Source organism: Pseudomonas sp. Pse1, from assembly GCF_024519635.1.
Classification (GTDB): Bacteria; Pseudomonadota; Gammaproteobacteria; order Pseudomonadales; family Pseudomonadaceae; genus Aquipseudomonas.
This window is the reverse complement of sequence record NZ_JALJRO010000020.1, coordinates 14646-26914: the sequence shown is the minus strand read 5'-3', so window position 1 is coordinate 26914 and position 12269 is coordinate 14646. Positions and strand designations below refer to the sequence as shown.

9 protein-coding genes and 1 pseudogene are annotated in these 12269 nt (G+C 62.8%); 6 read left to right on the top strand and 4 right to left on the bottom strand.

Annotation, left to right across the window (positions count from 1 at the left end; genetic code table 11):
- Position 1: 1 nt before the first annotated feature.
- The 6 genes from NR126_RS23225 (at position 2) to NR126_RS23200 (ending at position 6607) form a co-directional block, all read left to right on the top strand.
- Positions 2–652 (top strand): amino acid ABC transporter permease, encoded by a 651-nt coding sequence (locus NR126_RS23225; RefSeq protein ID WP_027618150.1) that lies wholly within the window; start codon positions 2–4, stop codon positions 650–652.
- A complete protein-coding gene (locus tag NR126_RS23220; RefSeq protein ID WP_027618149.1) occupies positions 645–1367 on the top strand; it encodes an amino acid ABC transporter ATP-binding protein in 723 nt (240 codons plus the stop codon). The genes NR126_RS23225 and NR126_RS23220 overlap by 8 nt, the downstream gene beginning before the upstream one ends.
- A 52-nt stretch (positions 1368–1419) precedes the next feature.
- Positions 1420–2448, top strand: a complete 1029-nt coding sequence (locus NR126_RS23215) for a proline racemase family protein (protein WP_105755494.1) — start codon at positions 1420–1422, stop codon at positions 2446–2448.
- Between the two features lie 116 nt (positions 2449–2564).
- The gene (locus NR126_RS23210) at positions 2565–3482 is read left to right on the top strand and encodes a dihydrodipicolinate synthase family protein (protein WP_027618147.1); all 918 of its coding nucleotides are present in this window, start codon (positions 2565–2567) and stop codon (positions 3480–3482) included.
- A gap of 71 nt (positions 3483–3553) precedes the next feature.
- The gene (gene abaF / locus NR126_RS23205) at positions 3554–4948 is read left to right on the top strand and encodes a fosfomycin efflux MFS transporter AbaF (RefSeq protein WP_105755493.1); all 1395 of its coding nucleotides are present in this window, start codon (positions 3554–3556) and stop codon (positions 4946–4948) included.
- Between the two features lie 72 nt (positions 4949–5020).
- Positions 5021–6607 carry an aldehyde dehydrogenase (NADP(+)) gene (locus NR126_RS23200; RefSeq protein WP_256831659.1) on the top strand — a complete coding sequence of 529 codons (1587 nt, stop codon included), beginning with the start codon at positions 5021–5023 and terminating at the stop codon, positions 6605–6607.
- 135 nt (positions 6608–6742) lie between these two features.
- Here the strand turns inward: NR126_RS23200 and NR126_RS23195 are convergent, their stop codons facing one another.
- The 4 genes and pseudogenes from NR126_RS23195 to NR126_RS23180 form a co-directional block, all read right to left on the bottom strand.
- The gene (locus NR126_RS23195) at positions 6743–7750 is read right to left on the bottom strand and encodes an Ldh family oxidoreductase (RefSeq protein WP_027618144.1); all 1008 of its coding nucleotides are present in this window, start codon (positions 7748–7750) and stop codon (positions 6743–6745) included.
- A gap of 92 nt (positions 7751–7842) precedes the next feature.
- Positions 7843–8673 (bottom strand): annotated as a pseudogene (locus NR126_RS23190) (aldo/keto reductase); the annotation flags it as partial.
- A gap of 101 nt (positions 8674–8774) precedes the next feature.
- Entirely contained in the window at positions 8775–10322 is a 1548-nt protein-coding gene (locus NR126_RS23185; protein WP_027618142.1) for a TerC family protein, read from the bottom strand.
- A 512-nt stretch (positions 10323–10834) separates the two neighbouring features.
- On the bottom strand, positions 10835–12235 hold the full coding sequence (locus tag NR126_RS23180) for an MFS transporter (protein ID WP_256831658.1): 1401 nt from the start codon (positions 12233–12235) through the stop codon (positions 10835–10837).
- Between the last annotated feature and the right edge of the window lie 34 nt (positions 12236–12269).

Below are 12269 nucleotides of genomic sequence, written 5' to 3'. Positions count from 1 at the left end.
CATGTTTACCACCAGCTTTTCCTGGAATGATCTGCTGTTCATGCTCGACGGTGCCTGGGTCACCCTGCAACTGACGTTCTGGTCGATCATCCTCGGCTCGGTCGCCGGTCTGCTCTTCGGTCTGCTGCGCGCCCTGCTGCCACGGGCCAGCCTGCCGCTGGCCTGGGTGCTGGACGTGTTCCGCAGCGTGCCGTTGCTGATCCAGTTCGTGCTGTTCAACTCGTTCAAGAGCATCGTCGGCCTCAACATCAGCGCCTTCAGCGTCGGCTGCATCGTACTCGGCGCCTACACTGCCGCGTACTTCACCGAGATCGTGCGCAGCGGCGTGCTTTCGGTGCCGTTCACCCTGCGCCGGGCCAGTCGCTCGCTGGGCCTGAGCTACCTGCAGGACCTGCGCTGGATCGTCCTGCCGATCGCCACCCGCGTGGCCTTCCCTGGCTGGCTCAATCTGGTACTCAGCGTGATGAAAGACACCGCACTGGTGATGTGGATCGGCATCGTCGAACTGCTGCGCGCCTCGCAAACCATCGTCACCCGCATTCAGGAGCCCTTACTGGTTCTGTGCATCGCGGGCCTTATCTACTACGTCATGAGCCTGGTGGTCGCTCGCCTGGGCGCTCGTCTGGAAAGAAGGTGGCAAGAAAATGATTGAGATCGACAACGTACACAAATCCTTCGGCGATCTGGAAGTGGTCAAGGGTGTCAGCCTGACGGTGAACAAGGGCGAGGTGGTGTCGATCATCGGCGGCTCCGGCTCCGGCAAATCCACCTTGCTGATGTGCATCAACGGCCTGGAACCGATCCAGAAAGGCAGCATCCGTGTCGACGGCGTCGAGGTCCACGGCCACGGCACCGACCTCAACCGTTTGCGGCAGAAGATCGGCATCGTGTTCCAGCAGTGGAACGCCTTCCCGCACCTGACCGTGCTGGAAAACGTCATGCTCGCGCCGCGCAAGGTGCTGGGTAAAAGCAAGGCCGAAGCCGAGGCGCTGGCGGTGCAGCAACTGACCCATGTCGGCCTGGGCGACAAGCTCAGGACTTTCCCCGGCAAGCTTTCCGGCGGCCAGCAACAACGCATGGCCATCGCCCGCGCCCTGGCCATGTCGCCGGATTACATGCTGTTCGACGAAGCCACCTCGGCCCTCGATCCGCAACTGGTGGGCGAAGTGCTGGACACCATGCGCATGCTCGCCGAAGACGGCATGACCATGGTCCTGGTGACCCACGAAATCCGCTTTGCCCGGGACGTCTCCGACCGCGTGGCGTTCTTTCGCAACGGCCTGGTGCATGAGATCGGCTCGCCGGATCAGGTGATTGGTAATCCGATGCAGCCGGAGACGGCGGCGTTTCTCAAGTCGGTGAAATAGCCGATGCCAGCGAAGAGACCCTGACAGACACAACACGAACAAGGAGCAAACCATGCGCTCATCCAAGATCATCCACATCGTCAGCTGCCACGCCGAAGGCGAGGTCGGTGATGTCATCGTCGGCGGCGTCGCGCCCCCGCCCGGCGCCACCCTATGGGAACAATCACGCTGGATTGCACAGGACAACACCCTGCGCAACTTCGTCCTCAACGAACCACGCGGCGGCGTGTTCCGCCACGTCAACCTGCTGGTCCCGGCCAAAGACCCACGGGCGCAGATGGGCTGGATCATCATGGAACCGGCCGACACTCCGCCGATGTCCGGCTCCAACTCGCTGTGCGTGGCCACCGTGCTGCTCGACAGCGGCATCCTGCCGATGACCGAGCCACAAACCCGACTGGTGCTGGAGGCACCCGGCGGTTTGATCGAAGCGGTTGCCGACTGCCGCGACGGCAAGGTCGAACGGGTGGAGATCAAGAACGTGCCGTCCTTCGCCGACCGCCTCGACGCCTGGATCGAAGTCGAGGGACTGGGCTCGTTGCAGGTCGACACTGCCTATGGCGGCGACAGCTTCGTGATCGCCGATGCGCAGACCCTGGGCTTTGCGATTCGTCCGGATGAAGCGGCGGATCTGGTGGCGACCGGGCTGAAAATCACCCGCGCGGCCAACGAGCAACTGGGCTTCGTGCATCCACTGAACCCCGGCTGGTCGCATATTTCGTTCTGCCAGATCGCCGCGCCCATCGTTCGCGAAAACGGCGTGGCCACAGGCGCCAATGCGGTGGTGATCCAGCCCGGCAAGATCGACCGCTCGCCCACCGGCACCGGCTGTTCGGCGCGCATGGCGGTGATGCACGCCAAGGGCCTGATGGGGGTTGACGAACGTTTTGTCGGGCGCTCGATTCTCGGCTCCGAGTTTCACTGCCGCATCGACTCGCTGACTGAAGTCGCCGGCCGCCCGGCGATCTACCCGTGCATCAGCGGCCGCGCCTGGATCACCGGGACCCATCAACAGCTGCTCGATCCGAGCGATCCCTGGCCCCAGGGCTATCGCCTGTCCGACACCTGGCCCGGCGCCTGAGCGCAAGCGCTGACCAACGGCACCTGAAACCCCTGTTTATTTTGCAAAAAGCACTATCACAGCATTGTCATTTCAAATATCGTATACGAAATACAAAACACACAACGGAGGCAACAATGAGCAAGCGCATTAACTGGAGCGGTGTATTCCCTGCGGTCACCACCCAATTCAACGATGACTTTTCGATCAACCTGGAAAAAACCCACCAGGTGATCTCCAACGTGATCCGTGACGGCGTCTCGGGCCTGGTGGTCTGCGGTTCGGTGGGGGAAAACACCTCGCTGACCGCTGAAGAAAAAATCGCCGTGACCGAAGTCGCGGTCGATGCCTCCCGCGGTCGGGTGCCGGTGATCTGCGGCGTCGCCGAATTCACCAGCGTGCAAGCGGCAAAAGTCGCCAACGCGGTGCGCAAGGTCGGTGTCGACGGCGTCATGCTGATGCCGGCGCTGGTCTACGGCTCCAAGCCGTTCGAGACCGCCGAGCACTACCGCTACGTGGCAAAGAATGCCGACGTGCCGCTGATGGTCTACAACAACCCGCCGATCTACAAAAACGACGTCACCCCGGACATCCTGATTGCCCTGGCCGACTGCGACAACGTGGTGTGCTTCAAGGACTCTTCTGGCGACACCCGGCGTTTCATCGACATTCGCAATGAAGTCGGCGACCGTTTCGTGCTGTTCGCCGGCCTCGACGACGTCGTGCTGGAAAGCCTCGCGGTGGGTGCCGAAGGCTGGGTCTCGGGGATGTCCAACGTGTTCCCGAAAGAAGGCGAAACCATCTTCCGCCTGGCCAAGGCCGGCCGTTACGCCGAAGCCATGCCGATCTACGAATGGCTGATGCCGATCCTGCACCTCGATGCCCGCGCCGACCTGGTGCAATGCATCAAGCTCTGCGAAGCCATTGCTGGTCGCGGTAGCGCACTGACCCGTCCACCGCGCCTGGCCCTGCCGGAAGCCGACCGAGTGTTCGTCGAGCAGATCATGGCCAAGGCCCTGGCCAATCGTCCGCAGTTGCCGGACGTCGGTCTCTGAGTGAGTGCCGGGCGGACCCTTGCAGGTCCGGCCCGGCTGCCTGTTTTTGCGCCCCTACAGGAAACGCCAGCATGCCCAACGCTCAACCCACAAAAAGCGCAACCAGCCCCTCGGGACTCAAACGTGTCGTCGCCGCCGCCATGGCCGGCACCGTTGCCGAGTGGTACGAATTCTTCCTCTATGGCACCGCTTCGGCACTGGTCTTCGGACAGTTGTTCTTCCGCCAGACCGACAACCCCGTCGACGGCATCATCGCCGCCTTCGCCCTGTATGCCGTGGGCTTTCTCGCTCGGCCGCTGGGTGGCCTGGTGTTCGGTCACTATGGCGACAAATTCGGCCGCAAACGCCTGCTGCAACTGAGCCTGGTGGTGGTCGGCATCACCACCTTCCTGATGGGTTGTTTGCCCGGCTTCGACCAGATCGGCTATGCCGCGCCGATATTGCTAGTGCTGCTGCGGTTGATCCAGGGCTTCGCCTTTGGCGGCGAATGGGGCGGCGCGATTCTGCTGGTGTCGGAACACTGCCCGGACAATCGTCGCGGCTTCTGGGCCAGTTGGCCACAAGCCGGGGTGCCGGCCGGTAACCTGGTGGCGACCGTGGCGCTGCTGCTGTTGTCGTCGAATCTGTCGCAAGAGGAATTTCTCGCCTGGGGCTGGCGCGTGGCGTTCTGGTTCTCGGCGGTGGTGGTACTGATCGGCTACTGGATCCGCACCAGTGTCGACGATGCGCCCATCTTCAAGGAGGCCCAGGCGCGTCAGGCGCAGACCAAGCAACAACAGTTGGGCGTGGTTGAAGTGCTGCGTCATCACTGGCGCGCGGTGTTGGTGGGGATCGGCGCGCGGTTCGCGGAAAACATTCTCTACTACACCGTGGTCACGTTCTCCATCACCTACCTCAAGCTGGTGGTGCACAAGGACACTTCGCAAATCCTGCTTCTGATGTTCGGTGCGCACCTGCTGCACTTCTTCCTGATTCCGCTGATGGGTTATCTGTCGGATCTGGTGGGACGCAAACCGGTGTACCTGGTCGGTGCCGTGCTGACCGCGTTCTGGGGTTTTGTCGGCTTCCCGATGATGGACACCGGCAACAACTGGCTGATCATGGCCGCGATTACCCTCGGTCTGGCAATTGAGTCGATGACCTATGCGCCCTACTCGGCACTGATGGCCGAGATGTTCCCGACCCACGTGCGCTACACCGCCTTATCCCTGTGCTACCAGGTCGCGCCGATCTTCGCCGGCTCGCTGGCACCGCTGATCGCCATCACCCTGCTGAACAAGTACCACAGCTCGACACCCATCGCCTGGTACTTGGTGGGCGCCGCACTGATCTCGATTGTTGCCGTCGGCCTGACCCGTGAAACCCGCGGCAAGTCGCTGCATCAGGTGGATGCCGAGGCGGCGGCGCGGATGGCCGCGCTGGAGCCTGCAAGCACCAACCCGCGTCGGGCTGATTCGTTGGCTTGATTTTCTTGATATGTCCGTTCCCCTGTGGGAGCGCTGCCATGCAGGACCACAAAATTCAACCGGAGCTTCCCCATGCCCGACATCCTCGGCCACAACTACATCGGCGGCACCCGCAGTGCCGCTGGCACCCTCGCCCTGCACAGCCACGACGCCCACACCAGTGAAGCGCTGCCGTACGTTTTCATCCAGGCCAACGCCGCTGAAGTCGATGCCGCCGCCCAGGCCGCCGCAGCCGCCTACCCGGCCTTTCGTAATCTATCGGCCAGCCGCCGCGCCGATTTCCTCGACGCCATCGCCACCCAACTCGACGCCCTGGGTGATGATTTCGTCGCGCTGGTCACCCGGGAAACGGCATTGCCCAACGCCCGCATCCAGGGCGAGCGCGCGCGCACCAGCGGCCAGATGCGCCTGTTCGCCCAGATCCTGCGCCGTGGCGATTTCTACGGCGCGCGCATCGACCGCGCCCTGCCCGAGCGACAGCCGCTGCCACGGGTCGACCTGCGCCAATACCGGATTGGCGTCGGCCCAGTCGCGGTGTTTGGCGCGAGCAACTTCCCCCTGGCCTTCTCTACCGCCGGTGGCGACACCGCCGCCGCGCTGGCCGCCGGCTGCCCGGTGGTGTTCAAGGCCCACAGCGGCCACATGGCGACTGCCGAACAGGTGGCCGATGCAATCATCCGCGCCGCGGAACAAACCGACATGCCAAAGGGCGTGTTCAACATGATCTACGGCGCCGGCGTCGGCGAGCAGTTGGTCAAGCACCCGGCGATCCAGGCCGTGGGTTTCACCGGGTCGCTCAAGGGTGGCCGTGCCCTGTGCGACATGGCAGCGGCCCGACCACAGCCGATCCCGGTATTTGCCGAGATGAGCAGCATCAACCCTGTGCTGCTGTTGCCTGAAGCCCTGCAGGTACGCGGCGAGAAAATCGCCAGTGAACTGACGGCTTCGGTGGTGCAAGGCTGCGGACAGTTCTGCACCAATCCGGGCCTGGTGATCGGCCTGCACAGCAGCGAGTTCAGTGCGTTCATCGAACAGCTCAGCGCGCGGATGGCCGAGCAGCCGGCGCAGACCATGCTCAACGCCGGGACCCTCGCCAGCTATGCCAAAGGCGTCCAGGCGTTGCACGCTCATCCGCAGATCAAACACCTGGCCGGCCGCGAGCAACAGGGCAATCAGGCACAGCCCCAGCTGTTCCAGGCCGATGTGAGCTTGTTGCTCAAAGGCGATCCGCTGTTGCAGGAAGAAGTCTTCGGCCCAACCACGGTGCTGGTGGAAGTCGCCGATCAGGCTCAATTGCTGCAAGCGCTACAAGGTTTGCACGGGCAGCTCACCGCGACCTTGATCGCTGAACCTGGCGACCTGAACGCCTACGCGATGCTGCTGCCGCTGCTGGAGCAGAAGGTCGGTCGGATCCTGTTCAACGGCTATCCCACTGGCGTCGAAGTGTGCGACGCCATGGTCCATGGCGGCCCCTACCCGGCCACCTCCGACGCCCGTGGCTCCTCGGTCGGGACCCTGGCGATCGAGCGGTTCCTGCGTCCGGTGTGCTACCAGAACTGCGCGGATGAGTTGTTGCCCGAGGCACTGCAGAATGCCAATCCGTTGGGCATCGAGCGGTTGGTAGATGGGCGCAAAGGGCGTGTGGCTATCAACCTCTAACGGCTTTCCACAAAACCTGTGGGAGCGAGCCTGCTCGCGAAAACGTCAGCACATTCAACCCTTCCGTTGACTGATGCACCGCTTTCGCGAGCAGGCTCGCTCCCACAAGAGCAACCGAGATTCAAACAGGGTTTTTCACCCCAACATCGCCCTCAAATCGTTATAAAGCGCCTCTGGAATCTGCACCCCCTCCTCCAAACTGCGAACTCGCGCCTGGTAGCGCCGTTGCGATGGCAGCCGCGCGCCCTGCCCTTCAATGCCCGCGAACAGCAACTCAGCCCGAGCCAAATGCTGTTCCGTGGCATCGCCGAGAAAGCGCCGTGGATCCAGGGCAATAATCAACTCGCCATGGTACGGCGATGACTTGCTACCGGCGTCATAAGCCAGCGACTCGGCGCTGGTCAGGTCGCCGATTAAGGGTCCTGCGATCAGTTCAACCATGGCCGCCAATGCCGAGCCCTTGTGCCCGCCGAAGGTCAGCATCGCCCCAGTATCGAGAACCACATTGGCGTCGGTGCTCGGCTGGCCCTCGGCGTCCACGCCCCAGCCTTCGGGGATCGCCTTGCCGGCGCGCCGATGCAGTTCGATGTCGCCACGGGCAATGGCGCTGGTGGCGAAGTCGAAGACAAAGGGGTCTTTGCCGGCACGTGGCCAACCGAAGGCAATCGGGTTGGTGCCGAACACCGGCTGGCTGCCGCCGGCAGGCGCTACCCAGGCGTGGCTGGGGTTGCAGGCCAGGGCCACCAGGCCCGCCGCCGTCAGTTGCTCGATCTCTACCCAGAGTGCGGAGAAATGCACGCATCGATTGATCGCCAGCGCCGCAATGCCGTTGGCCCGGGTCTTTTCCTCCAGCAGCGGCAAGCCGGCCTGGAACGCCAGTTGCGAGAATCCACCGCCGGCATCGACCCGCACAATCGACGGCGCCTGGTCGATCACCTTCGGCTCGGCATCGGCCGAGACTTTGCCGGCACGCAGTGAATTCACGCAGCCAAGAATCCGGTACAGTCCATGGGACGCGCAGCCATCGCGCTCGCCAGCAATCACCGTGGCGGTCACCGCCGCAGCGTGAGCAGGATTGAAACCGTTATGCAGCAGAATCGATTCGGCCAGCTCGCGAGCTTCAGCCAGGGACAGTCGGATCATAGTCAGCTCCTTGAACAGACCGTCCAGCCTCGCCCATTGCCACCCGCAAGGCTTGATCGGTTTAGCTCAAGTCGATGACGAATTCAGCACAGTCAACGGATCAGGTCGATCAACTGCTCACGCTGCGCCCCGGTCAACATCGGGCCGAACCCGGCACCTGCGTTGTCGCTCATGGCTCGCGGCCGATGGGTACCGGGAATCACGCAGGTCACCGCCGAATGGGACAGCACGAATTTCAATGCCAGTTGCGCCCATGTGCTGACCTGCACCTGCCCGGCCCAGCCCGGCAGCGGCTTGCCGTTTAGCCGCTCCAGCAGGTCACCACCACCAAACGGCCGATTGCAGATCACCGCCACGCCGCGCTCGCGACACAGCGGCAACAGGCGTTTCTCTGCAGTCCGATCATCGAGGGCGTAGTTGATTTGCAGGAAGTCCAGGCGCTCGGTCTTGAGCAGCGCTTCGATCTCGTCGTAGGCCGAGGCGCTGTAATGACTAACACCGATGTAGCGAATGCGTCCGGCGGCCTGCCACTCACGCAAAGTCGGCAGGTGGCTTTGCCAGTCCAGCAGGTTGTGGACTTGCATCAGGTCGATGTGCTCGGTTCGCAGGCGCTGGAACGATTGTTCCATTTGCGCGATGCCCTGCTCGCGGCCACGGGTCCAGACCTTGGTGGCCAGGAATGCCGGCGAACGTGGCTCATGAATCGACAGCAGCTCACCACTGGTCTGTTCGGCGTGACCGTACATCGGTGAGCTGTCGATCAGGGTGCCGCCCTTGGCGAACAGCGCTTCGAGCACCTCAGCCAAGGGTCGATAGCCGGGGTCGGCGCGCTCGACATCAAACCCGCGATAAGTGCCCAGACCGATGATAGGCAACGGCTCGCCGCTGCTGGGAATGGCGCGGGTCAGCATGGGCATGCCTCCTGGTCCGGTCGCTGGAGTGACGTGGCGGGCTGTTTCTCTTCCTTAAAGTAGTTGAATGTTGCGGCCGCTGACGAATTTCAGCGGCCGCAATGGCTTGGCACTCAAGCCTTGCTGAGCAAGACTCGGGTTACCCGCCGTTCTTCGACCTCGACCACTTTGAGGGTCCAGCCCGCCCAAGTCAGGGTGTCGCCAATCATTGGCAGACGATCCAGCAGGCTCATCACCAGCCCGGCCAGGGTCTGATAATCATCAGTGGCCTTGGCCTGGAAACCGGTGTGCTGGCGAACCTGATTGAGGTTCAGCGCACCGCTGACCAGGAAGCCGTCGTCCTGGGTGACGATGTTCGGCCCCTCGATTTCGCTGGCATCGGGCAGCTCACCGGCGATCGATTCGAGGATGTCAGTCATGGTCAGGATGCCGATGAAGTCACCGAATTCGTTGACCACAAAGGCGATGTGCGTCGACTCCTTGCGCATCTGCTCCAGGGCGTTGAGGATCGAGAAGCTTTCCAGCAGGTTGATTGCCTTACGGGCCATGGCCTCCAAGTCCGGCTGGTGACCGGCCAGCAACTCTTTCAACAATTCCTTCTTGTGCACGAAGCCCAGCGGCTCGTCGACGCGCCCCTCGCGGATCAGCGGCAAGCGCGAGTACGACGAGTGCATCAGCGTGGTGCGGATGTCCTCGGCGCTGTCACCCAGGTCAATGTGATCGACCTCGGCACGCGGGGTCATGACGCTGCGGATCGGCCGTTCAGCCAACTGCAGCACGCCGCTGATCATGATCCGTTCGCGACGGTCGAACACCTGCGCTGGCTCATCACCTTCAAGCATGTCGGCGATTTCCTCGCCCACTTCATCGGCGCTGATGCTGCGCCCACCCATCAGGCGCAACACCGCATGTGCAGTGCGCTCACGCATCGGTCGATGGCCCTGCAGGCTCTTCTTGCGACGCGAACGGGCCAACTGGTTGAACAGCTCGATCAGGATCGAGAAGCCAATGGCGGCGTACAGGTAGCCCTTGGGAATATGGAAACCCAGGCCCTCGGCCGTCAGGCTGAAACCGATCATCATCAGGAAGCCCAGACACAGCATGATCACGGTCGGGTGGCTGTTGACGAAACGGGTCAGCGGCTTGCTGGCGATGATCATCAGGCCGATGGAGAACACCACCGCAATCATCATCACCGACAGGTGCTCAACCATGCCCACCGCGGTAATCACCGCGTCCAGCGAGAACACCGCATCAAGCACGACGATCTGCGCGACGATCGGCCAGAACATGGCGTAGGCCGCATTGCCCGAACGCACGGCGACATGGCCTTCGAGGCGTTCGTGCAACTCCATGGTGGCCTTGAACAACAGGAACACACCACCGAACAGCATGATCAGGTCGCGACCGGAGAACACCTTGTCGAACACTTCGATCAACGGCTCGGTGAGGGTCACCATCCACGAGATACTGGCCAGCAGGCCCAGACGCATCAATAACGCCAGGGACAGGCCGATCACCCGGGCACGGTCACGCTGATGGGGCGGCAACTTGTCGGCGAGAATGGCGATAAACACCAGGTTGTCGATACCGAGCACCAACTCCAGCACGATCAGGGTCAACAGGCCAAGCCAGGCCGTGGGATCCGCAATCCATTCCATAGGGATTATTTGCTCTCTCGAATCAGGTTGAACGATTGACGCGCACGACAATGCGACGCCCTGCTACGCAACGTAGGGACGGTCTTCGTCTGGATAAAGGGGGGTATGTGCGAGCGGCACAGATTCAACGTGAGCGGGTCAGGCCTGTGGGCTATGACCGGGAAAGGCAGATTGAGCGGGTGAAACGCGGGACTGGGAGGCTCCAGGAGGGTGTTCATACGGACCTTTGATTTATTTCGGCCCATGATCCTACAGTGCTATCAGTCGTGTCTGACAGCAGAGTTATTACAAGATTTGACAGCCGGCCCCTCGCGCAAGGTGCCGGCCAGGCGCTGGTTATACCGGGGAGATGGTGGCCAGCGCGCCGATCAGGACGGTCAACACCAGAAATCCACCGAGGAACATCGACATCTTGAGCATGTGGCCTCCACACAATTGATCGCAGGTTGCCCGTGCAGTGTGAGGCTTGGGCTGTGTTGAAAACAGCGGCAGGTGCGCTGGAAAAAAGCGTATCAGATGCGGCCGGGGCGCAGGTCTGACGGCCGCAATCCGATCACCAGCGCCAACACCATCAACCCCGCCGCCAGCGCAAACGTCCAGTGCAACCCGGTGGCTAGCGCGGTCGGCGCGGCCGTGATCAGTTCGCGGGTGCCGGCGCCCAGGGCAAAGACGCTGCCCATCACCGCCGTCCCGCTGATCAACCCCAGATTGCGCGACAGGCTGAGCAAGCCGGCCACCACGCCGCGCTGCTGCGCATCAATCGCGCCCATGATTCGGCTGTTATTCGCGGCCTGGAACAGTGCATAGCTGGCGGTCAGCAGCAAGATCGGTGCAAGGTAGCCGATAATTCCGGCTTCCAGCGGCAACAAGGCCAGCAGGCTCGAAGCGCAGGCCATGCCGAGCAATCCGGCGCGAGTCATGGTTGCTGCGCCACGGCGATCTACCAGGCGTCCCGCTGGCGCCCCGCAGAGCGCCGCGACGCACGGCCCTGCCGATAACGCCAGGCCGACCGCCAGTGGACCGAGGCCCAGGCCCTGGCTGAGGTAGAACGGACCGACCACCAGCGTTGACATGATCACGGTCGACACCAACAGCGTCATGCCCAGACCGGCACTGAGTGGGCCGCTGCGCAGCAGTTGCAAGCGGATCAGCGGCGCCTTGGCCTGCGCCTGGCGCCAGATAAACAGCGCAGTCCCCACTGCCGCTGGCAACAACAGAGTGCCCTGCCCCCAGGTTATGGCCAGCGAGAAACAGCCCAGTGTCAGCGCCAACAGCAGGGTTCCGGGCAGGTCGAAGCCCGTCGACGTTCGCGGCCCATCGACCGGCAAGTAACGCCACACCAGCAGGGCATTGAGCAACCCCAGCGGCAGATTGATCAGGAATATCGCCTGCCAGCCCACACTGGCAATCAACACCCCGCCCAATGATGGCCCCAGCGTTGTCCCCAGCGCCGACATCGACCCCAGCAGGCCCATGGCACGGCCGCGCCGCGTCTCAGGCACCGCATCGCCGACCAGCGCCATGCCCAGCGCCAGCATGATCGCCGCGCCCAGCCCCTGGATCGCCCGCCCGGCCAGCAGCCAGCCAAGATTCGGCGCCAGGCCGCAGAGCAACGAGGCGGCACTGAACAGACCAATGCCGATCAACAGCAGGCGCCGCCGACCCATGAGATCGCCCAGACGACCAACGCCGACGATCAGCGCGGTGATGCTCAGCAGGTAGGTCAGGACCACCCATTGCACCTGAGTGAAGGAAGCGTCGAATGTGCGGGCCAGCACCGGCAATCCGGCGTTGGCGATGCTGGTGTCGAGGGACGGCAGTAACGTCGAGAGTCCGAGGCTGACAAGGATCCAGCGGCTGGAGGGTGTCAGTCGCGCGACTTCAGCGGGATGCACTGAATTGATGCTGTTCATGCCAGAAGACTCCACAAAGACGTTCAACCACAGC